At 66.6% G+C, this 21,058-nt stretch carries 19 protein-coding genes; 6 read left to right on the forward strand and 13 right to left on the reverse strand.

Going from position 1 to position 21,058, the window contains the following annotated elements:
• The first annotated feature begins 207 nt into the window (after nt 1-207).
• Together EO136_RS12765 and EO136_RS12770 are read left to right on the forward strand one after the other, a co-directional pair.
• Nucleotides 208-1,071, forward strand: coding sequence for a 3'(2'),5'-bisphosphate nucleotidase CysQ (locus EO136_RS12765; RefSeq protein ID WP_246018366.1), 864 nt, complete (start codon nt 208-210; stop codon nt 1,069-1,071).
• A gap of 4 nt (nt 1,072-1,075) precedes the next feature.
• Nucleotides 1,076-1,309: a DUF4170 domain-containing protein gene (locus EO136_RS12770; protein WP_127144783.1), complete on the forward strand. Its 234-nt coding sequence runs from the start codon at nt 1,076-1,078 to the stop codon at nt 1,307-1,309.
• Nucleotides 1,310-1,311: 2 nt separating this feature from the next.
• Here EO136_RS12770 and EO136_RS12775 read toward each other — a convergent pair whose 3' ends face one another.
• Genes EO136_RS12775 through xseA form a run of 3 tightly spaced genes read right to left on the reverse strand, consistent with a single transcriptional unit; the run spans nt 1,312 to nt 4,133 of the window.
• The gene (locus tag EO136_RS12775) at nt 1,312-2,418 is read right to left on the reverse strand and encodes a glycosyltransferase family protein (protein WP_127144784.1); all 1,107 of its coding nucleotides are present in this window, start codon (nt 2,416-2,418) and stop codon (nt 1,312-1,314) included.
• Nucleotides 2,419-2,446: 28 nt separating this feature from the next.
• A complete protein-coding gene (locus tag EO136_RS18860) occupies nt 2,447-2,668 on the reverse strand; it encodes a DUF2093 domain-containing protein (protein ID WP_246018367.1) in 222 nt (73 codons plus the stop codon).
• Nucleotides 2,669-2,723: 55 nt separating this feature from the next.
• A complete protein-coding gene (gene xseA / locus EO136_RS12785) occupies nt 2,724-4,133 on the reverse strand; it encodes an exodeoxyribonuclease VII large subunit (protein WP_127144786.1) in 1,410 nt (469 codons plus the stop codon).
• A gap of 227 nt (nt 4,134-4,360) precedes the next feature.
• Here xseA and purD point away from each other — a divergent pair, with 227 nt between their 5' ends.
• Nucleotides 4,361-5,632: a phosphoribosylamine--glycine ligase gene (gene purD / locus EO136_RS12790; RefSeq protein ID WP_127144787.1), complete on the forward strand. Its 1,272-nt coding sequence runs from the start codon at nt 4,361-4,363 to the stop codon at nt 5,630-5,632.
• Nucleotides 5,633-5,669: 37 nt separating this feature from the next.
• Here purD and EO136_RS12795 read toward each other — a convergent pair whose 3' ends face one another.
• Nucleotides 5,670-6,038, reverse strand: a complete 369-nt coding sequence (locus EO136_RS12795; protein ID WP_127144788.1) for a hypothetical protein — start codon at nt 6,036-6,038, stop codon at nt 5,670-5,672.
• Between the two features lie 216 nt (nt 6,039-6,254).
• Between EO136_RS12795 and EO136_RS12800 the strand changes: the two genes are divergently transcribed.
• Nucleotides 6,255-7,124, forward strand: coding sequence for a patatin-like phospholipase family protein (locus tag EO136_RS12800; protein WP_127144789.1), 870 nt, complete (start codon nt 6,255-6,257; stop codon nt 7,122-7,124).
• Here the strand turns inward: EO136_RS12800 and EO136_RS12805 are convergent.
• Nucleotides 7,096-7,545 (reverse strand): nucleoside deaminase, encoded by a 450-nt coding sequence (locus tag EO136_RS12805; RefSeq protein ID WP_206513327.1) that lies wholly within the window; start codon nt 7,543-7,545, stop codon nt 7,096-7,098. The genes EO136_RS12800 and EO136_RS12805 overlap by 29 nt on opposite strands.
• Nucleotides 7,546-7,642: 97 nt before the next feature.
• On the opposite strand from EO136_RS12805, the gene mutL reads away from it, so the two are divergent.
• Entirely contained in the window at nt 7,643-9,466 is a 1,824-nt protein-coding gene (mutL, locus tag EO136_RS12810) for a DNA mismatch repair endonuclease MutL (protein WP_127144790.1), read from the forward strand.
• A 147-nt stretch (nt 9,467-9,613) separates the two neighbouring features.
• Here mutL and rsmD read toward each other — a convergent pair whose 3' ends face one another.
• From rsmD to EO136_RS12850, 8 genes are all read right to left on the reverse strand, one after another.
• Nucleotides 9,614-10,174 (reverse strand): 16S rRNA (guanine(966)-N(2))-methyltransferase RsmD, encoded by a 561-nt coding sequence (gene rsmD / locus EO136_RS12815; protein ID WP_127144791.1) that lies wholly within the window; start codon nt 10,172-10,174, stop codon nt 9,614-9,616.
• A 3-nt stretch (nt 10,175-10,177) separates the two neighbouring features.
• A complete protein-coding gene (locus EO136_RS12820) occupies nt 10,178-11,896 on the reverse strand; it encodes a pseudouridine synthase (RefSeq protein ID WP_127144792.1) in 1,719 nt (572 codons plus the stop codon).
• A 106-nt stretch (nt 11,897-12,002) separates the two neighbouring features.
• A complete protein-coding gene (locus EO136_RS12825; RefSeq protein ID WP_127144793.1) occupies nt 12,003-12,608 on the reverse strand; it encodes a hypothetical protein in 606 nt (201 codons plus the stop codon).
• Between the two features lie 74 nt (nt 12,609-12,682).
• Nucleotides 12,683-13,174 (reverse strand): signal peptidase II, encoded by a 492-nt coding sequence (lspA, locus tag EO136_RS12830; RefSeq protein ID WP_127144794.1) that lies wholly within the window; start codon nt 13,172-13,174, stop codon nt 12,683-12,685.
• On the reverse strand, nt 13,171-16,176 hold the full coding sequence (ileS, locus tag EO136_RS12835; RefSeq protein WP_127144795.1) for an isoleucine--tRNA ligase: 3,006 nt from the start codon (nt 16,174-16,176) through the stop codon (nt 13,171-13,173). The genes lspA and ileS overlap by 4 nt, the downstream gene beginning before the upstream one ends.
• A gap of 92 nt (nt 16,177-16,268) precedes the next feature.
• Nucleotides 16,269-17,252, reverse strand: coding sequence for a bifunctional riboflavin kinase/FAD synthetase (locus EO136_RS12840; RefSeq protein ID WP_127144796.1), 984 nt, complete (start codon nt 17,250-17,252; stop codon nt 16,269-16,271).
• Nucleotides 17,253-17,328: 76 nt separating this feature from the next.
• The gene (locus EO136_RS12845) at nt 17,329-18,192 is read right to left on the reverse strand and encodes a TIGR01459 family HAD-type hydrolase (RefSeq protein ID WP_164730583.1); all 864 of its coding nucleotides are present in this window, start codon (nt 18,190-18,192) and stop codon (nt 17,329-17,331) included.
• A gap of 22 nt (nt 18,193-18,214) precedes the next feature.
• Nucleotides 18,215-19,435 (reverse strand): EAL domain-containing protein, encoded by a 1,221-nt coding sequence (locus EO136_RS12850; RefSeq protein ID WP_127144798.1) that lies wholly within the window; start codon nt 19,433-19,435, stop codon nt 18,215-18,217.
• Nucleotides 19,436-19,614: 179 nt separating this feature from the next.
• On the opposite strand from EO136_RS12850, the gene EO136_RS12855 reads away from it, so the two are divergent.
• Complete coding sequence (locus tag EO136_RS12855) at nt 19,615-21,045, forward strand: sigma-54 dependent transcriptional regulator (RefSeq protein ID WP_127144799.1); 1,431 nt, start codon at nt 19,615-19,617, stop codon at nt 21,043-21,045.
• The last annotated feature ends 13 nt before the right edge of the window (nt 21,046-21,058 follow it).

A 21,058-nucleotide genomic window follows, 5' to 3' on the forward strand; every position in this document is an offset into this window, starting at 1 on the left:
TTTTGCCGCTCTCTTGATGACCCCAACCTAGCTGGCCGCGCTCTCGATCGGCTTAAAAAACTGGGTTAAGTTTGTCTTGTATGGAAATGGGTTAGCGGATCGTCACCCGGTGTAAGGGCCGATTAACCCAACGACCTTGCGCCGGGCGGGCAAGGGGCATAGGAAAGCGGCCGAACCCTCGCGTTTCCGCCACAGGAACGGCCTTTCTTGATCCCGACGCACACAAGGGCGATGAGCGACACCTTCCCCCACACACCGGCCGACGACCTCAAGCTGCTCAAGGCCGCCGCCGTGCACGCCGGGATCATTGCGCTCGGGTTCTTCAGGTCCGAATACAAATCCTGGATCAAGAACGTCTCCTCGCCCGTCTCGGAAGCCGATATCGCGGTGAACGACTTCCTGGCCCAGTGCCTGCCCTCTGCCCGGCCCGATTATGGCTGGCTGTCAGAAGAAAGCGCGGACGACGACCGAAGGCTCGGCTGCCGGCGGGTTTTCGTGATCGACCCGATCGACGGCACGCGCGGGTTCATCGCGGGGGAAGACAGCTGGACCATCTCGATGGCCATCGTCGAGGATGGCATCCCGATGGCCGGCGTTGTCTATGCGCCTGCGCGCGACGAGCTCTACGAGGCCGCGCGCGGCGGGGGCGCCTGGTTCAACGGGGTCGCCATGGGCCCCGGCGAGATGGACGCGGAGACTCTGCCGCTGATCCCCGCACCGATCGCGGTCCATAAGGAACTGGTCTCGGGCGGGCTGTCCTATGAACGCGGGCCGGCCTATCCTTCGCTCGCCTACCGGCTGGTGCAGGTGGCGGCGGGCACGCTCGATGCGGCGGTGGCGCGGCGCGGGGCACATGACTGGGACATCGCGGGCGCCGACATCATCCTGAGCGAGGCGGGCATGCGGCTCGAGGACGTGTGCCGGGGCACTCCGCTCTACAATCGCACCGAAACCCGCCATGCTGCGCTTGCGGCAACCGGGTCGGGCTCATTAAGGTCACCCCTGCACGCAGCCTTGCGCACAGTCTATGGCTGCCCCGACCCTGAAGGACCAACCGAACCCGGAGCGTGACGGCATGACCAGCGAATCCAACAAGCAATTGCTGCATCTTGTGATCGGCGGCGAGATGTCCGGGCTCGACGCCATCGAGTTCCAGGATCTCGACAAAGTCGACATCGTCGGGGTCTTTCCAAACTACAAGGCCGCCTACGACGTCTGGAAGCAGAAGGCCCAGATGACCGTGGACGATGCCCAGACCCGGTACTTCATCGTGCACCTGCACCGGCTGCTCGATCCCGCGCAGAACTGAGGTCAGCCGAAAAGGCTTTCCACCACCGCCGCCAGCGTGCCCGCACCGCCGATCCGGGCGGGCATGACCGCCGCGATCCGCGCCCGCTCTCCGGGATTGTCGAGCAGCGTGCGCAACGCGGACGCGAGCCTGCCCGCATCCTCCTCGACCAGCACCCTGCCCCGGCCCATCAGCGCCGCTTCATCGGTGACCCGCTTGGCGCGCGTGCCCGGGCTGCGCATGGAGATGACCGGCTTGCCGAGCCCGAGGGCCTGCTGGGTCGCCGTTCCGGCCTGGGAAAGCACGACATCGGACGCTTCGAGCACATTGCCCACCGCGCCGCGGGTGAGGTGGACGATCAGCCCGCCCCGACCCATGAGAACCCCGAGATCACATCCGCGCGGCCGGAATGGCGGACGATGATCGAGCCCGGTGGCCGAGGCGATCTGGTCGGGCTCGATGCCCGGCGCGAGAGCAGCAAAGAGGTCGAGATCGGTGCGCCTGAGGCGCTCGATCGCGGCGATCTGGATCGCCATGGCCTCTGCGGTTCCCGCACGCGAGCCCGGCAGCAGCGCGATGGCGAGCGGGTTGCGGCGCTTGGCCTGGGCATCGTACTGGCCGTAGTCAAGCGTATCCATCATGACATTGCCGCCCGAGGCGGCATCGATATCGTGCGCCCTCAGGCTGGCGGCCAGGGCTTCGTCGCGGCAGTAGACGGTTTCGCAGACCCGCGCGATGGTTTTGCGCTCGAGCGCGGAGTAGCGATGGGATGCGCCATATTTGTAGACGTCGAGATAGACCGAGACCCGCAGGCCGCACAGCCGGGCAAGATAGATCGCCGTCATGTCCCCGACCACCACGACCCTGTCGTAGCGCCGGCGCGCGGCGCGCAGGAACCCCAGCGCGCGCGGCAGGCCTCTGGCGATGGCCGGCAGGTCGCCCGCGACCGTGCCGCCCCGGACCCGTGATCCCTGGCTGGGCAGGTCCAGCCGTGGGCCGGCGAGAGTACAGATGCCTGAGAAGGCCGCGCCATCGCCCATCACCGGATAGGCGTGGGTCTCGACATGGCCGGGGAAACGGGCGATCAGGCTGGCGGCAATGGAATCCTCGCCATGCCCGTTCGCGATCACGAGGACCGTTGGACGGGGGGCGTCGGGACTATTCGCCGATGGCGTTGCGGTAGGCCCTGAATGCGGCGCTGGCGTCCGCATACGCTTCCTGCCGATCGACGCTCCAGTACGAGAGTTCTTCAAGCGGTATGGGTGTCCCGGTTATGGCGCAACGAACGAAGCTGCCTGGCTTGACGACGACATAGTCGGCATCGAGATAGCGGATCTGCGCTTCGGAAGGGGAAAAGCCGGAGTCCAGAATGGTCGTCACCTCTTGGTTGGGCCGCGTCCCTCTTATAGCGGAAAACGGCGGGGCCGCGCAAAGCTCAAAACAGGGTTTCCTGATCGTCGGGAGCGGGCCGTGGCTTGCGTCTGGCGGGGGCAGGTGCGCCTGCGACATTGGCCTCGATCTCCCCGCCCGCGAGCGTGATCGAGAGCGCATCCCCGGGCTTTACCGCTTCTGGAGTCGAGACGACGCGGCCCTCGGCATCGGTGACCAGCGCGAAGCCACGGGCCAGCACCTGCTTGTAGCCCACGCTCGAGAGCACGCGGGCGGTCGCTTCGAGGCGACGGGTGCGTTCCTCAACAATCCGGCGCACGGCGGGCCCTGAGCGCATGCCCGTCATCTCGAGTCGGCGGGCCAGAAGCTCGAGCGTGGATTTGAGCAGGCGCGGGCGCAAAGCGCTCGACCAGCGCGACAGGGCCACGGCCTTTTGCTGGGCGCAATGGCGCAGGCCCGAGCCCAGGCGATCGGCGGCACGGTCGAGCCGCTGGCGGTGCAGCGCTGTGAGGTCGGACGCGCGGGGGAGCCCGGCCGTCGCCGCGCGCAGCCGGTCGCGCTGGTTGGACGCCAGACGACGCGCGCAGGAGCGCTGGCGCAGGCCCAGCTCCTCGACATAAGAGAGCAGTTCGGCGCGGACCGGCACCGCCATTTCAGCCGCGCCGGTGGGCGTGGGCGCCCTCCTGTCAGCCACGTGATCGATAAGCGTGGTGTCGGTCTCGTGGCCCACGGCGGTAATCGTTGGGATGGTGCTGCGCGCCACCGCGCGCACGACGCTTTCCTCGTTGAAGCCCCACAGATCCTCGATGGACCCGCCGCCGCGGGCCACGATCAGAAGGTCGGGTCGAGGGATCGGGCCGTCGGGGGCGAGCGCATTGAACCCGTCGATGGCCTCAGTGACTTCCGAGGCACAGGTGTCGCCCTGCACGCGCACCGGCCAGACGATGACATGGGTTGGGAAACGGTCTTCGAGCCGGTGCAGGATGTCGCGGATGACGGCGCCGGTGGGCGATGTCACCACCCCGATGACCCGGGGCAGATAGGGCAGCGGCTTCTTGCGGTCGGGGTCGAACAGGCCCTCGGCGATCAGCTTGCGGCGGCGCTCCTCGAGCAGCGCCATGAGCGCGCCGGCGCCGGCCGGTTCGATGTTGTCGATGACGATCTGGTATTTGGAAGAGCGCGGATAGGTCGTCAGCCGGCCCGTCGCGATCACCTCCAGCCCTTCCTCGGGGCGGAAGCGCAGTTTCGAGAAGCTGCCTTTCCAGATCACCGCGTCGATCGAGGCGCCCTCGTCCTTGAGGGTGAAATAGGCATGCCCGGAGCCGTGCTGGCCGCGATAGCCCGAGATCTCTCCGCGAATCCGGACATGGCCGAACCGGTCCTCGACGGTGCGCTTGACCTCCTGGGCGACCTCGGAAACTGTGTATTCAAGGGCATTGGTGGGCGTCTGGCTCATGGACGCGTTGGTGGCCGATGCCCGCGCGTCCGTCAAGGGTGGTGCGCAGCAGCCCGGCCATGCTAGAGCCGCTCCAGGTCTTTGATTTGTCGCGTTTCCGAACCGGAAAAGCGTTTCCACTTTGCCTGGAAACGCTCTAGTGCGAGCGAATGGATGTAACGAGACGCTTGTGAGGCGAAAAGGCCGGCCGGCTTTTTGTCTGCAAGCTCAGGAGGGAGACTGCCGGGATGCGGGTCTTGCTGATCGGATCGGGCGGACGCGAACACGCCCTGGCCTGGGCGCTGGCTCGCTCCGAGCGCCTTGAAAAGCTCTATATCGCCCCGGGCAACGGGGGCACGGGCGCCTTGGGCGAGAACGTCGCGCTCGACGTCTCGGATCATGACGGCGTTGCCGATTTCTGCACCGCGCACGGGATCGGGCTAGTCGTCGTCGGGCCAGAAGCGCCGTTGGTGGCGGGCATAACCGATCGGTTGCGCGCGGCGGGCGTGCCCGTGGTGGGCCCTTCGAGAATCGCGGCCCAGCTCGAAGGCTCCAAGGCGTTCACCAAGGCGCTGTGCGACGAGATGGGCATTCCCACCGCAGCCTATGGCAAATTCACTGCGCTTGCCCCGGCACTCGACTATCTCGAAACGCGAGGCGCCCCGATCGTGGTCAAGGCAGACGGGCTGGCGGCAGGCAAGGGCGTGACCGTCGCGGCGACGCGGGACGAAGCCGAGGCGGCCCTGCGTGCGTGTTTCGACGGTGCGTTCGGGGACGCGGGCGCTGAAGTGGTGATCGAGGAATGCCTTGTGGGCGAAGAGGCCAGCCTGTTCGCGCTGTGTGACGGCGAGAGCATCGTTCTTCTGCCGCCGGCCCAGGACCACAAGCGGGCCTTTGACGGGGACGAGGGCCCCAATACCGGTGGCATGGGCGCCTATGCGCCCGCTCCGGTGATGACCGCTGCCCTGGTCGACCGGGCGGCCCGCGAGATCATCGAGCCGGCCATAAGGGGCATGGCCGCGCGCGGCACGCCGTTCACGGGGGTCCTGTTTGCCGGACTGATGATCACGGCCGAGGGGCCCAAGCTCATCGAGTTCAACACCCGGTTCGGGGATCCCGAATGCCAGGCGCTGCTGATGCTGCTCGAGAGCGACCTGCTCGACCTTCTGGAAGCCACTGCGACGGGCGCGCTGTCGACGGTGAGCCCGAAATGGCGCCATGACTTCGCGCTGAGCGTCGTTCTGGCGGCAAAGGGCTATCCCGGCGCCTACGCCAAAGACACGGTGATCGGGGGTCTCGATACGATCGGGTCCGATGATGTGGTCGTCTTCCACGCGGGCACGCGGCGCGAGGGCGATGCGGTGCTGGCCGATGGCGGGCGGGTGCTCAACGTCGTAGCGCGGGGCGCGACGGTGGCCGAGGCGCGCCAGCGCGCCTATGATGCGGTCGCGGCCATCGACTGGCCCGACGGGTTCTGCCGGCGCGACATCGGCTGGCGGGCGATGGCGGGTACGGACTGACGGGGCAAGACCGTCAGTCCGGCAGGGCTTGCACCTGCTATTCAGGCTTGAAAATGATCCATGCGAAGATGACCGCCCCCAGGGCGAACAGGATCGACCCGATGGCAATCAGCGGCTCCATCGCCGCGTTGCCCTGGAGATAGACGTATAGCGCCCCGGTCATCAAAAGCACCCCGACGACGTGGATGCCGTACTGGATAAAGGGTAGCCGGCCCGTCGCCTTGGCCCTGTTGAGCGCCAGATAGGCCCCGAAGAGGGCACTGGTCGCCCAACCCAGCAGGTTGATATGGGCGTGCGCTCCGACCACGTTGTGATTGCCCGAGATCGACATGTGAAGACCCATGGCAATGCCGACGAGCAGCAGGGCGATGGCCGTCTTGAAATAAAGTTGCGAGATAGCAGGCATATTCATTCCCCCGATGCGGCACACAACTGGTGCCATTCCCACTTCGATTCTTGAACGCTGCTAGGCCGACTCTTGAACCAACAACAGCGGGCAGAATCCTATGCGCCTCCTTCTTGGTTCTGGCAAGTGTTTGCGCACGCGCGCAAAGTGCACGCTTGAGTATTGGCAAGAGGCGGGTAAACCTGCCAGCCTGTGGCTCTGGCAACGGGGGAGCACATGACGTCGAGCGCGACCGGAGATCCGCGGATAGGGATAGCGCTGGGGGGCGGTTCGGCGCGCGGGCTGGCCCACATTCCCTTCATCGAAGCGATGGACGAGATGGGGCTGCGCCCCGCCTCGATCGCCGGGACCTCGATCGGCGCGCTGATCGGGTCGGGCTGGGCCGCAGGGCTCGAAGGCCGGGTGATCCGGGAGCTGGCCTATGACATGCTGGGCTCGATGAATTCGCTGTTCGGGCGGCTGCTCTCGACCCATATGCGCTCGATCAAGCAGGTGCTGGCCGAGGGGCTCTCGATCCAGCTCGATGCCGAACGCGTGGTCGATGCGTTCACGCCCATCGACATGCCCGAGCGGTTTTCCGCGCTCAAGATCCCCTTTGCCTGTGTCGCGACCGATTTCCGCTCCTGGCATCAGGTGGTCTATACCTCAGGCCTGCTCAAGCCGGCCATTGCGGGCTCGCTGGCGATCCCGAGCCTTTTCAAGCCCGTGCATTTCCAAAAGCGGCTGCTGGTGGATGGGGGCGTAGTCAATCCGCTGCCGCTCGATTGCGCGGGCGATGACCCCGACATCCTGATCGGCATCGACGTCAATGGCGACCCGCATGACTGGCCAAGCGATTTCGTGCCCTCGGCGCTCGATATCGGGCTGGGGTCAGCGCAGATCATGATGCATCAGTTGACCGCGCACATGATCGCCGCCTATCCGCCCGACCTATATTTCCGGCCGCATTTGCGGGCCTATGGCGCCTATGAATACTGGCGGGTGCGGGAAATCATCGCGGCGAGCGACGCGGACAAGGACCGGTTCAAGCGCGAACTGGCAGCCAAGCTCGAGGCCTTCATCGGCGACCGGCAAAGAACGCCCTGAGCATCTCTCCGGCGCGCGCGCCCGAGAGCCCCCCGATCACTTCGGGCGCGTGGTGGCAGGTGGGTTGGGCGAAAAAGCGCACGCCATTGTCCACCGCCCCTCCCTTCGCGTCCTCGGCTCCGTAGTACAGCCGGCGCAGCCGCACATGAGAGATGGCCGCCGCGCACATGGTGCAGGGCTCGAGCGTGACGTAGAGATCGCACTGGGCCAGCCGTCCGCTCCCGATCTTGTCGAGCGCGGAGCGGATGGCGAGCATTTCGGCATGGGCGGTGGGATCGCGCAGGGCGCGCATGCGGTTGCGCTCGGACGCGACCAGCCGCCCTTCGAGCGTGATGACCGCCCCCACGGGCACCTCGCCGGTCAACGCGGCCTGCTCGGCCAGCGCGAACGCCATTTCCATCGGTTTAAAGCCCGTGCTCATGGCCCGGCCCCATATCAGCTTTGGACAGCGATGTCGCGCGGGATGAAATGGATCGTCAGGGCGCCTATTGTGAGGTTCAAAGGAGAATCGATCCCTCATGGCCATTCGCCAGCTTCCAGACGACCTCGTCAACAAGATCGCCGCGGGTGAAGTGGTCGAGCGGCCCGCCAGCGTGGTCAAGGAGCTGGTGGAGAACGCGCTGGACGCCGGAGCGGGCCGAATCACCATCACCACGGCGGGCGGGGGCAAAACCCTCGTCCGAATCGAAGACGACGGGGTGGGGATGGGCGCGGCCGATCTCGTCCTCTCGGTGGAGCGGCACGCGACCTCCAAGCTGGCCGATGACGGGCTCGAGGACATCCGGACGCTGGGGTTTCGCGGCGAGGCGCTGGCCTCGATCGGCGCGGTCTCGGACCTTTCGATCGCCTCGCGCCCGGCCGACGCCGAGAGCGGGCTGGTGCTTTCGGTCTCGCGGGGCGTGCGCAAGGGACCCGTGCCCCAGGGGATGAACCGTGGCACGGTGGTGGAGGTGCGCAATCTCTTTGCGGCGATCCCCGCGCGGCGCAAATTCCTCAAATCGGACCGGGCCGAGGCCAACGCGATAACCGACGCGGTCAAGCGCCTCGCCATGGCGCACCGGGGCGTGCATTTCCAGATGTCTGGCGCAGACCGCCAGCCGATCAACTGGCCGGCCCAGAGCGGGCCCGAAGCAGTCAAGGCGCGGCTCGCCCAGATCATCGGGCAGGATTTTTCGGCCAATGCCCAGGAGATCGCCTTCTCGCGCGGCGGGATCGTGGTGGGCGGGATGGCGGGCCTGCCGACCTTTTCGAAAGCCAACACGCTGAGCCAGTTCTATTTCGTCAATGGCCGGTCGGTGCGCGACAAGGTGCTCCTGGGCGCGACGCGGGCCGCCTATGCCGATTTCCTGCACCGGGACCGGTTTCCCGTGCTGGCGCTCTTTGTGGCCATCGATCCCGGGGAGGTGGACGTCAACGTTCACCCCACCAAGGCGGAGCTGCGTTTCAGAGACGCGAGCGCTGTGCGGGGGACGGTGATCCGGGCGCTGTCCGAAGCGCTGGGGGCCGCTGGATTCCGGGCGTCCTCGAGCGTCGCCGAATCGGCGTTGGCGAGCTTTTCGGCGCCTCAGCCGGCGCCCGCCTTTGCCGAGCCCGAAGCGGGTCCGGGCCCGAGCTATGGCTACAGGGCGCCGACCGTTCCCTTTCCTGCCCGATCGCCGATCTCCCCTACCCTGGAGGGCGGACGCCAGAGCGTGCTGGGCGCCCTGGACGCGCCGAGTGCGCGGGCCGAGCAGGCTGTGGAGGTCACTGCTGAATCGGCGGAGTTCCCGCTGGGGGTTGCGCGCGCGCAGATGTTCGAGAACTACATCATCGCCCAGAACGGGGACGCTCTGGTGCTGATCGACCAGCACGCGGCCCATGAGCGGCTGGTCTATGAGCGGTTCCGCACCCAATTGCGCAGCGGGCCGGTGCCCGGCCAGCGCCAGCTCATTCCCGTGGTCGTGGATCTGCCCCAAGAAGATTGCGACAGGCTGATCGAGGCCGCGCCGGTGCTCGAAAGGCTCGGGCTTTATCTCGAGCGGTTCGGCCCGCGCGCCATCGCGATCAACGAGACGCCGGCGCTGCTGGGCACGCCCGACAGCGTGGGGCTGATCCGCGATCTGGCTGACGGGCTGGCCGAATGGGACAGCGTGGCGGTTCTGGAAGAGCGCATGGACGCGATCATCGCCCGGATGGCCTGCCACGGGTCGGTGCGTTCGGGCCGCAGGCTCAAGCCCGAAGAGATGAACGCCCTGCTGCGCGAGATGGAAGCCACGCCTCATTCTGGCCAGTGCATCCATGGCCGCCCGACCTATATCGAGCTCAAGAAGGGCGATCTGGAGCGGCTGTTCGGACGGCGCTAGAGCATATCCTGTTCTGATTGAATCAGAACAGGAGCTCTAAATCTTTGATTCGTCGCTTTTCCGAACCGGAAAAGTGTTTCCACTTTTTCTGGAAACGCTCCAGAGCTTATCGGGTGCCGATTGAATCAGAACGGGGCGCCAAGTCCTTCATGTGTCCGCTGCCTCAAGCAGGGTGACCAGAGTATCGCCATAGGTGCGGGAATCGATCGGCGTGGTGCCGGCGATGGGGGCGATTTCAGTGCCCTTTCGCTCCTCGAGGACGATCAATGCGCCCGGCGCGATCCAGCCGCCCGCCAGCGCGCTGGCGATGGCCTTTTCGCCCAGCCCCAGCCCATAGGGCGGGTCGGCGAAAACCAGGCTCGTGGGCCGCAAGCGCTCCACCGGGCCCATGTCTGTGGCGTCCCGGCGCAACAGCCGGACCTGGCCGGCTACGCCGAAGGCCTCGATATGGCCCCGGATCAGCCCGCGCGCCTCGACGCCCGTATCCACGAAGATGCAGTGGTCGGCGCCGCGCGAGAGCGCCTCGAGCCCGAGCGCACCGGTGCCGGCAAAAAGGTCGAGCACCCGATGGCCAGAGAGGTCGGTGCCCAGCCGGCTCGCGACAATCGAGAACACCGCCTCACGCACCCTGTCGGCGGTGGGGCGGATGTCCTGGCTTTTGGGCGCGTCGAGCGCCTTGCCGCGAAATTTGCCGGCGACGATTCTCACCGCCTAGCTGTCCCGGGGCTTGCGTGGCGGGCGTGGCCCGTCAGGACGACGCGGACCCGGGCGCGCGCCGGTGGGCTTGCCTGCGGGTCGGCCACCGGGCCTGCCTTCCGGCTTGCCAAGTGGTCGGCCACCGGGCTTGCCCGAAGGTCTGCCAGCGGGGCGCGCATCTGAGCGGGTTCCGGGCCTTGCGTCGCGACCACCAGCGGGTTTGCCGGAAGGACGACCGCCGGGCTTGCCCTCCGGCTTGCCGAAAGGACGGCCGCCCGGGCGTGAATCGGAACGCATTCCGGGCTTGGCGTCGCGACCTTCCCCGAAGCGTTGGCCGGCCGGTTTGCCCGACGGGCGACCGCCCGGACGGGCATCGGCGCGCGCGCCGGGCTTTGCGTCCCGCCGGTCGCGGGAGCGCTCGGCATCGGGGCGGCTGGCGCCAGGCGCACCCGCACGGTCGAACGGTTTGCGGGCCGGGCGGGAACCGGGCCGTGCGGCGGCGTCATCGCGGCTTGCGGGCCGGTCTCCATAGGGACGGCGTTCTGTGCTCTCGGCGCGGTCGGGGCGCGGGCCGCGAGAACCGGGACGGTCGCCATCGCGGCGGAACGGCTTGTCGCCGGGGGCGCCGGTGCGGTTATCGCGCGGGCCCCTTGCGAACGGCTTGCCACCGCCTTCGCGACGCGGACGGTCCGCGCCAAAGGACCGATCCCCGCGTCCGGGGCGTCCCTCGCCGTCACGGGCATCCCTGCCCGGTCCATCGGGCACAAAGGTCTGGGAGGGTCGGCCATCATCGAAATGCAGCGTGCGCTTTTCGCGCTCACGGGGCTCGGGCCGGGCCCGGCCCTCGGGGCGCTTGCGCAGCCCGCCATGCCGGTCACGTTCGGTGGGGCGCGAGGGTTCGCGTTCGGGCATGCGGCGGCGCGGCTCGGGCGCGGCGCCCGGCAATGCGCGCCCGGTCTCGGGCGCGTCGAAATCGGCACCGGCGTGCTCGGCGAGACGCGTGCCCAACTGGTCCCGCAGGATTCGCGGCTTGACCTTTTCAACGGCCCCCTGGGGCAGATCGCCAAGCTGGAAGGGACCGTAAGAGAGCCGGATCAGCCGGTTGACCTCGAGCCCGAGCGCGGAAAGGACGTTGCGCACCTCGCGGTTCTTGCCTTCGCGCAGGCCCAGGGTGAGCCAGACATTGGCGCCCTTGACGCTGTCGAGCGCGGCCTCGATGGGCCCATAGGTGACCCCTTCGACGGTGATGCCGTCATTGAGGGTGTCGAGCTGTTCCTGGGTCACCGCGCCAAAGGCACGGACCCGGTAACGGCGCACCCAGCCGGTGGAGGGCAATTCCAGGGTGCGCTTGAGCCCACCATCATTGGTGAGGAGCAGCAGGCCCTCGGTGTTGAAGTCCAGCCGCCCGACGGTGACGACGCGCGGCAGGCCCAGATGCTCGAACTCCTGGAAGACCGTGGGGCGCCCCTCGGGGTCCTTTTCGGTGACCATCAGGCCGGCGGGCTTGTGATAGAGCCAGAGGGCCGTCGCCTCGCGCCGTGCGACCGGCTTGTCATCGACGGCTATGGTGTCCTTGTCGGTGACGTTGAAGGCCGGTGTGCGCACCGGGCTGCCATTGACCGAGACGCGGCCGGCCGCGATCCAGGCTTCCGCGTCGCGGCGCGAGCAGATGCCGGCGCGTGCGATGACCTTGGCGAGCCGCTCGCCGGTGGAGGGGGACGAATTCTCGCTCATTGGAGCGTTTCTCTTTTCTGACGGTTCGTGACTGGGGACAAAGCCCCGCAAAGCAAAGCGAGGCCACACGGCCTCGCCTCCATTCCATTGCGATGATCGGCGGCTGTTACCGCGACAGCGCCGCGCGGGTTTCCGCGGGGCAACTGGGATCGGTGACCGCCACCAGTTCGCCGCCGGCGGTCTCACAGATCAGATTGGCGCCGTCCACGCGGGTGAAATATTCCGCGGGCGGCATATAGATGTTGCGCTGGGTGGTGCCCTGGGCGCGGCGATAGGCGGCCATGCGCGCGGCAAGCTGGCGCGTTTCGGCCTCGGTCAGCGGCCGGCCGGCAGAGAGCCCGCCACTGGCCACGCGCCCTTCGCGCAAAAGCACCAGATCGGCTTCAGTCAACCCTGCGGAATCGACGACCACGCCCGACCGGTCTTCCGGAATCTGGGCCGAGGATTGCTGCGGGGGCGGCGGCGTGCTGCCTGCGGCGGGAACCACGAGGGGCGCGCGCTCGGTCGTGGGCAACGCCTTTTCCTCCGAGCCGATGATACCCACGCCCTGCAGGGTGGGGCGCATCACTTCGCGCTCGAACGTGCCCACATCGGACAGCGCGTTGGTGCCTTCCATGGTGGTGCAGGCGCCCACAGAGGCCAGCGCAACCAGTGCTGCGATACACGACATCAGGCGCGGCGCGGCCTTGTGGCCGGACAGGGAAATACTCATCGGACGCCTCGGAACCCCCAAAACTTTCTGGCCTTATAACTGATCGTAACGGCTAAGACCAGAATGAGACGGTTTTACGGTTGTTTTCCGGCGTCCCGCCGGGGGCGGAACGCATCGAAGATCAAAAGGATAACGCCGAGGGTGATCGCAACGTCGGCGATGTTGAAGATGTAGAACGACCAACCCATTGCGTAGAAATGGAAAAAGTCGGCAACCGCGCCATAGATCACCCGGTCGATGGCGTTCGAGAAAGCCCCGCCCAGGGCGAGTGCGATGCCCAGCCGGGTCAGGAGCGCGGTGTCCTTCCACCACCAATAGCCGAGGGCGACCATGGCGAGGGCCATGATGACCAGCAGCATCTCCGGGGAAAGCCCGCCCAGAAGGCCATAGGAGATGCCCGTGTTCCAGACGAGGACGTAGTCGAAAAAGGGCGTGACCGGCACGACCTCGCCACCGGTCCAGCCCATGACGTCGATCTGCACGAATTTGTGCAGCCGATCGAGGATCAGGACATCAAGGCCCAGGAAAAGGGACCAGATAACGGAGGGCGAACGCCAATCCGTCATGCATCGCCCCCTGCGTCAAGCCCGGCGGCGGCCCGCTCGCGCATCGCATCGGCGTCGCGCACGGTGAGATCGGGATAGTCAGGGTCCGAGCCGACTTCGGGAAGCACCTTCCAGGACCGCGCGCAGCGCTCGCCTTCGGCGCGGGCGAAGGTGACCGCGACGCCCGGCACGTCGGCGAGCGTGAAGCCTTCGGACGCCAACGCCTCGGCCCGGCGGACGTCGATCTGGCTGGTGATGCAGATATCGGCCATGTCGTGCCCTTCGAGCGCGGCCAGGAGTTCGGGATCGGCGATCTCGACGACCGGCGCGGCTTCGAGCGACGCGCCGATGACCTTATTGCGCCGCTCGATTTCGAGCGCACCGGTGACCACGCGGCGCACCGCGCGGATCTGCGCCCATTTCTCGGCGAGCGCATCGTTGCGCCAGTTAGCGGGAAGCTCGGGGAAGGTGCGCGCGTGGACCGAGGAGGTCTCGCCCGGGTTACGCTCGAGCCAGATCTCTTCCATGGTGAACACCAGCACCGGCGCGAGCCATGCGGTGAGGCACGAATAGAGATGGTCGAGCACGGTGAGCGCGGCCTTGCGGCGCACCGAGGAGATCGGATCGCAATAGAGCGCATCCTTGCGGATGTCGAAATAGAACGCCGAGAGTTCGAGGTTCATGAAATTTGCGATCGTGTTGACCACGCGCTTGTAGTCATAAGCCCGGTAGCCGGCCCGCACCTCGCCATCAAGCACAGCGAGCCGGTGCAGGATGAGTTGCTCAAGCTCGGGCATGTCGGCGTGCGCGACGGCCTCTTCGGGCTCGTAATGGGCGAGATTGCCCAGGAGCCAGCGGAAGGAGTTGCGCATCTTGCGATACATCTCGACCGTATTGGCCAGGATCTCGTCGCCGATGCGGTGGTCCTCGGCGTAATCGATGGTCGCGGTCCACAGGCGGAGGATATCGGCGCCGAACTTCTTGATGATATCCTGGGGCGCGATAGTGTTGCCCAGGGACTTGCTCATCTTGAAGCCGTTCTTGTCCATGGTGAAGCCATGGGTGAGGACGGACTCATAGGGCGCATGGCCGTTGGTGGCGCAGCTTTCGAGCAGGCTGGAATGGAACCAGCCGCGGTGCTGGTCCGAGCCTTCGAGATACATCGATGCGGGGAATTTCAGATCCGGCCATTTTTCGCTGTTGCGCAGAACGAAGGCATGGGTGGAACCGGAATCGAACCACACGTCGAGAATGTCGGTGACCTTGTGCCATGCCGCGTGATCGGGCACGTCGGCGCCCAGGAATCGGGCCTTTGCGTCCTCGGCGTACCACGCATCGGCGCCCTCCTTGAGGAAGGCGTCGTGGATACGGGCGTTGACCGCTTCGTTTTTCAGAATTTCGCCGGTGTCGGTATTGACGAAAACGGTGATCGGCACGCCCCAGGCGCGCTGGCGGCTGAGCACCCAATCGGGGCGGTCCGCGATCATCGAGCGCAGGCGGGTCTTGCCGGCGGGGGGCACGAATTTGGTGGCATCGATGGCTGATAGCGCGCGGGTGCGCAGGGTGTCGGTGTCGCTGCCGAGCGGCTTGTCCATATAGACGAACCACTGGGGCGTATTGCGGAAGATGACGGGCTTTTTGGACCGCCATGAGTGCGGATACTGGTGCTTGAGACGGCCGCGGGCAAAGAGCGTGTTGGACGCAATCAGCGCGGTGATGACACGCTGGTTGGCATCGCCCTTCTTGCCCTTGTCGTCGATGACGCGCGCGGCCCCGCCCTCGGCGTCCGGCCCGAAGCCCGGCGCGTCCTTGGTGTAATAGCCCGCATCGTCGACGGTAAAGGGGATGGTGGTGTCGATGCCTTTGGCGGCGATCTCGCGGCCCTTGGCCATCCAGATTTCAAAGTCGTCCGCGCCGTGGCTGGGCGCGGTGTGCACGAATCCCGTGCCGGCATCGTCGGTGACGTGATCGCCGTCGAGCAGGGGAACGAGAAAATCGTAGCCGCCAGCCAGCCCGCTCAGGGGATGGTGGAGAGTCATGGCAGAGAGTTCGGCGAAGGTGACATCGCCCAGACGATTGAAGGTGAGCTTGGCCTTGGCCGCGCTCTCGTCGGCGAGCTTGTCGGCAAAGATCAGCTTTTCGCCGGGCTGCGGGCCGAAATCGTTCTCGGCCCCGGTGACTTCGTAGAGGCCATAGGCGATGCGCGAAGAGAACGAGACGGCGCGGTTGCCAGGGATGGTCCAGGGAGTGGTAGTCCAGATGACGACCGAGGCGCCCAAGAGCCGTTCTTCCGGTGCTTCGTCGCTCCAAGCCTGCGAGGCCACCGGGAACTTCACCCAGATCGCATCGCTCTCGTGCTCGTGGTATTCGATCTCGGCCTCGGCCAGCGCGGTGCGCTCGACGACCGACCACATCACGGGCTTCGATCCGCGATAGAGCTGGCCGCTCATGGCCACTTTCATCAGCTCGCTGGCGATGGTGGCTTCTGCATCAAAGCTCATGGTGAGGTAGGGGTTATCCCAGTCTCCCATGACGCCCAGGCGCTTGAATTCCTCGCGCTGGACGTCGACCCAGTGCTCGGCGAAGGTCCGGCACTCGGCGCGGAACTCGTTGATCGGCACCTCGTCCTTGTTCTTGCCCTTGGCGCGATACTGCTCTTCGATCTTCCATTCGATGGGCAGGCCGTGGCAGTCCCAGCCCGGCACATAGGCCGAATTGTAGCCCAGCATCTGCATGGACCGGCTGACCAGATCCTTCATGGTCTTGTTAAGCGCGTGCCCGATATGGATGTTGCCATTGGCGTAGGGAGGGCCGTCGTGAAGCGTAAATTTCTCGCGGTCGCGGCTCTGCTCGCGCAGGAGCTTGTAGAGGTCCATGTCCTCCCAGCGCTTGAGCCATTCGGGCTCGCGCTGGGGCAGGCCCGCCCGCATGGGAAAATCGGTCCGGGGCAGGAACAGGGTCTTGGAATAGTCGCGCTCCCCGTTGTCCCGTGTCTCGGTCGCGCCCGGTGCCGTATCGGTCATTGCTTCTCGCGGATCGTCAGAGTTCTGTGAAAAAACGTCCCGGCTTTTACCAGCCGAAGCCACGCTAGGCCAGTGCGGATTGGGCTTGCGCCCTAGCCGACAAAACCCAGCGCGCCATCAAGGGGGCTGAGCGGAACGGCCTCGGCGATGATCGCCCGCGCCCGCTCTGCGTCCCACCCCATCTGGGCGACGAGCGCGTCGAGCCCGTCAAAGCGCATCTGGCCGCGAAGATGGGCCAGAAGGGCAATTTCGAGGTGCTGGCCGTAGATGTCGCGATCGAAGTCGAAAATGAACGTCTCGAAGGGGGGGGCCGAGTTGTCGAACATCGGCTTGCCATAGGCGGCAACGCCGGAATGGACCGCATCGCCCAGCCTGACCCGGACGGCATATACGCCCTGGGCCAGCCGGCAATTGGCCGGCAGGGGCACATTGGCGGTAGGATAGCCCAGCGTCCTGCCGCGCCGGTCGCCCTCGACCACCGTGCCGGTGAGGAAGTGGCGGTAACCGAGCAGGCCGTTCGCGGTCTCGACCTCGCCCTCGCTGAGCGCCTCGCGGATGCGCGAGGACGAGATCGCGGCGGTGCCGTCGTCGAGCATCTCGAGCACGTCGACGCCAAAGCCGTGGGCGCTGCCCTGCGCGCGCAGGAAGTCGGGGGTGCCGGCCCGACCTTTGCCGAAATGGAAATCGGCCCCGACGGCGACCCCGGCGACGCCCAGGGCATCGATGAGATAGCGCCCGACGAAATCGGTCGCCTCCACCCCGGCAAGATCGCGGGAAAAGGGCATGACCACCAGCCCGTCAAAGCCGAGCGCTGCAAAGAGCGCCGCCTTGGCATCGGCATCGGTGAGCCGGTACATGAAGGGCTCGGGCGCAAAGACGTCGCGGGGGTGCGGCTCGAAGGTTAGCGCCAGGAGGGGCGCGCCATTGGCCCGCGCCCGTTTGCGGGCGGCATCGAAAACGCGCTGGTGGCCAAGATGGCAGCCATCGAAATTGCCGATGGCGACCACGCCGCCGCGAAGAGCGGCAGGTACGGCGTCGAGCCCGTTGAGCCGGACGAAGGAAGAGCCGGAGGTCATGAGGTTTTTATGGCCACACCCGTTTTGGAAAGCGGCGCGAACCTGCCTTTTTCGCTCCGGCTTGGCAAGAGGCGGCCTACCAGGCGAGGCGCGGCATGAAGCCGGCCATGCGCACGCGGCTCACGGACACGAAATCGGCCACCCGCTTGGGGTCGGGATCGTTGAAGGCGTCGAGTTCCTCGGCGTGGATCGAGCCGGTGATGAACAGGAAGTCGACTCCATACTGGGCGGCGCCCATGGCATCTGTGCGCACCGAATCCCCGATGGCGAGGATCTTCTCGCGCCGGATCCGGCGTCCGGCTGCGGCAGCGAGCAGGTTTTCCGCGTGCGCGTAGATGGGGTTGAAGGGCTTGCCCGCCATCATCACCCTGCCCCCGCGATCCTCATAGGCGTCGGCCAGAGCGCCACCGCAATAGATGATCCGGCCCCCCTCCTCGACCACCTTGTCCGGGTTGGACGCGATCAGCGGCAAGCCGCGCTCCAGCCAGTGTGTCATCCGGTCTGCATAGTCGGCGGGGGTGTCGTCGTCGCTGTCGAGGTCGGTGACGGCGATCGCGGCGGCGTCCTCGACCGAACCGAGCGTGAGGTCCAGCCCCTCAAAGAGCACGTCATCGGATGGCTGGCCGATCCGGTGGACGGTCCTGCCGCGGTATTGCTCGAGAAGGGCGCGCGTGACGTCGCCCGACGAGACCACGTCGTCATAGGCGTCGGGCCGGACATTGAGCGCTTCGAGCCCCTCGACGATCGAATGGCCGGGGCGCGGCGCATTGGTCACGAGCACGACGCGCCCGCCCCCGGCGCGGAAGGCCGCCAACGCCTCGACGGCGGGCTGGTGAGCGGTAACCCCGTCATGGACCACGCCCCAGACGTCGCAGAAGATGCCGTCATAGCCGGCGGCGATATCGGAGAGCCCGCAAAGGGCGCGCTTGAGTCCGGTCATTGGTGCTCCTGAGCCTGTGGGATCAACGCGCCGCGGCGCTGCGCAAGGTGTCGTTCTCGGCTTCGCGCAGATCCTCGCGCAGCGGACCGGCCGGGCCGATGGCCGGCCCGAGCGCGAGCCGGATCCGGTCGTCGAGCAGGGTGAGGATCTGCTGCTCGGTGCGCACATTGGACATCACGAGATCGATGCCGAAGCGCTTCATGTAGTCGTCGATATCGGCGGAGTGGAAATCGGTGAGGCGCGAAGGCGAATCGGTGAAGGTCCGGGCATCGACGCTCACATAGCGCACGCCGCGCCGCGAGAGATTGCTGAAATCATGGCGCAGGCTGGGGGCGTCGCGCAGCACCATGCCCACTCCCTGCTCGACGAGGCGATCGATCATGCGCTGCTCGGATTTGTCCAGCACCAGCCAGTCGGCGGCATCGATCGCAAAGCAGAGATCGGGATTGACCGCCCGGTTGGCCGAAAGGATGGCCACGATCTGGTCCATGGCCTCGGTGCTCGAAAGCGAGGCGCGCGACATGTCGAGCCAGAGCTTGACGGGGTCGCCGTTCATCCGCGCCCGGCGGATGGTCCGGATGGCTTGCTCGGTGCAGATGCGTTCGAGCCGGCGGATGACGATGTCGCCTTCCGCGTTCCGCACGGGCATGTAATCGGGGGGATCGGAGAACACACTCTCCTCGAGTTCGAGCCGCGCAACCATATGATAGGCGACGAGCCGCCGCTGGGGCAGGGTCACGATCGGTTCGGCGTGATGGACGAGGCTGCCGTCCTCGAGCGCCCGGCGCAGCACAGGCAGGGGCACCGAGGGGATGCGCAAGTCGGTCAGGGGCGCGCTCTCGCCCCCGGACGCGTCCTTTGACGGCCCGCGTGCGGCCTGGCTTTCGAGCTCGGAGACTGCCTCGGCCACCTGGCGCACCACGGTCCCCAGAACGCTCATGTCGGCCTCGACCACGTCCATGCGCCCGCCCATGTCCAGATCGTCCAGGACCTTGACGCGCTGGCTGAGCACATGGCCGGCCCGGGCATCGGTCGCCAGCAGGCTTCGCAGATCGGTCAGGGCCTTGTCGAGGCGCACTTCCGCCTGGCGGCGGGCCGCGCGCTCATGGACGATCAGGCCGAGAAGGGAAAAGAGGGCGCCCGCGAGCACTGCCTCGATCACCGAAATCCCGAGCGCATACCATCCGGCGGCGGCAATGCCGACGCCGGAAAGGCCGATCAACAGGAAAATCAGTGCCTGCACGCCATATCCAACCAGAATCGCCCGGGACAGGCGTAAGTTCTAGCACCCCCACGATCTGGGCAAAAGCGTGGCTGCGCCACAAATGGGCCGATGCCAACGGTTTGTTTACCCTAACCAATCGATAATCGGCCTGCGCTCTTTGGCGCCAATGTCCATCTGGCAGGGAGAACTTCCCGAACATGCGCTCCGGATCGCAATCCGCCGCAGAGGTGAGCTTTCTGCTCGTCGACACTGCGCTCGACGCTGCACGGGCAACCGAGGCGACCCTGCGCGCCCAGTGGGGCCAAGGGGTGCGCATTAAGCACTGCACCACGGGGAGCGCGGCGCTGACCTGCCTGGCCGGTTCACGATACGACGTGGTGCTGGCCGATTCCCGGACGCTGCGCGACATCGGCAACGCGCCAGAACAGGGCATGACGCGGCTGGCGCGGGCTGCCGAGGGAGCGCTGCTGATCGCGCTTTCCGAGGCCGCTTCGGTATCCTCGGCGGTGGCGGCGATGCAGGCGGGTGCCCATGATTTCCTGGCCAAGCCAATCGGGGGCGCAGCGCTGGCGTGCCGGCTCGAAGAACTGGGCCAGCGCCATGGCAAGGCGCGCGCGCTCGGCTGCGAGGCGGCGGAAGGCACCGATGGCGATTTCGAGGGCTTTGTCGGCAAATCGCCCCAGATGCACGCGATCTACGATCAGATCGTGCGGGCTGCGCCCTCCTCGGCGCCGGTGTTTATCACCGGCGAGAGCGGAACGGGCAAGGAAGTGAGCGCCGAAGCGCTGCACCGGCGCTCGCCCCGGGCCAAGCGCGCCTTCATCGCGCTCAACGCCGCAGCCATTCCCCACGAATTGATGGAAGCCGAGCTGTTCGGCGCGGTCCGTGGCGCCTATACCGGGGCCCATCAGGACAGGGCCGGCGCCATCGAGCTGGCGGACAAGGGCACCCTGTTCCTCGACGAGATCGGGGAAATGGACCTCGCTTTGCAATCGAAACTCCTGCGCTTTCTCCAGACAGGCACGATCACACGGGTCGGGGAATCGCGGTCGCGCGCCGTGGATGTGCGGGTCGTGTGCGCGACCAACCGCAATCCCATGCAGCTCGTGAGCGAGAAGAAGTTCCGCGAGGATCTCTTTTACCGCCTGCACGTCCTGCCGATCCATTTGCCCCCGCTCCGGCAGCGGCCATCGGACATCCTGCCGCTCGCTCAGTGCTTTCTCGCCCGTTTCGCGGCCGAGGAGAACAAGCGGTTCCGAGGCATGGACCCGGACGCCGCCGATCTGTTCGTAGCGCGCGAATGGCCCGGCAATGTGCGCCAGCTCCAGAATCTGGTGCGCCGGATCGTCGTGATGTTCGATGGTGGCGAGGTGACCGCCGATATGGTGATGGCGGCCGATATCGAGGCCCGCGGCCGCCACATGCTCGAGTTACCGCATGTCGCCCCCGATGGCGCGCGCGAGATCGAACCCATGTGGCGCCAGGAGCAGCGGATCATCGAGGACGCGCTCGCGGCGTTCGGGGGCAATATCGCCCGCGCGGCAGCGGCGCTGGAAATCAGCCCGTCGACTATCTACCGCAAGAAGGTGAGCTGGGAGCGTCAGGGCAGGCTGAGCGGCGCGGCATGACGCCGGGCCAGCC

The organism is Pelagibacterium montanilacus (genome assembly GCF_003992665.1).
GTDB lineage: Bacteria > Pseudomonadota > Alphaproteobacteria > Rhizobiales > Devosiaceae > Pelagibacterium > Pelagibacterium montanilacus.

Coding starts and splice junctions, on each gene's coding strand:
- EO136_RS12770 (WP_127144783.1), top strand. CDS start 1,076: ATGACCAGCGAATCCAACAAGCAATTGCTGCATCTTGTGATCGGCGGC.
- xseA (WP_127144786.1), bottom strand. CDS start 4,133: ATGAGCCAGACGCCCACCAATGCCCTTGAATACACAGTTTCCGAGGTC.
- purD (WP_127144787.1), top strand. CDS start 4,361: ATGCGGGTCTTGCTGATCGGATCGGGCGGACGCGAACACGCCCTGGCC.
- EO136_RS12795 (WP_127144788.1), bottom strand. CDS start 6,038: ATGCCTGCTATCTCGCAACTTTATTTCAAGACGGCCATCGCCCTGCTG.
- EO136_RS12800 (WP_127144789.1), top strand. CDS start 6,255: ATGACGTCGAGCGCGACCGGAGATCCGCGGATAGGGATAGCGCTGGGG.
- EO136_RS12805 (WP_206513327.1), bottom strand. CDS start 7,545: ATGAGCACGGGCTTTAAACCGATGGAAATGGCGTTCGCGCTGGCCGAG.
- mutL (WP_127144790.1), top strand. CDS start 7,643: ATGGCCATTCGCCAGCTTCCAGACGACCTCGTCAACAAGATCGCCGCG.
- EO136_RS12820 (WP_127144792.1), bottom strand. CDS start 11,896: ATGAGCGAGAATTCGTCCCCCTCCACCGGCGAGCGGCTCGCCAAGGTC.
- EO136_RS12825 (WP_127144793.1), bottom strand. CDS start 12,608: ATGAGTATTTCCCTGTCCGGCCACAAGGCCGCGCCGCGCCTGATGTCG.
- lspA (WP_127144794.1), bottom strand. CDS start 13,174: ATGACGGATTGGCGTTCGCCCTCCGTTATCTGGTCCCTTTTCCTGGGC.
- ileS (WP_127144795.1), bottom strand. CDS start 16,176: ATGACCGATACGGCACCGGGCGCGACCGAGACACGGGACAACGGGGAG.
- EO136_RS12840 (WP_127144796.1), bottom strand. CDS start 17,252: ATGACCTCCGGCTCTTCCTTCGTCCGGCTCAACGGGCTCGACGCCGTA.
- EO136_RS12845 (WP_164730583.1), bottom strand. CDS start 18,192: ATGACCGGACTCAAGCGCGCCCTTTGCGGGCTCTCCGATATCGCCGCC.
- EO136_RS12855 (WP_127144799.1), top strand. CDS start 19,615: ATGCGCTCCGGATCGCAATCCGCCGCAGAGGTGAGCTTTCTGCTCGTC.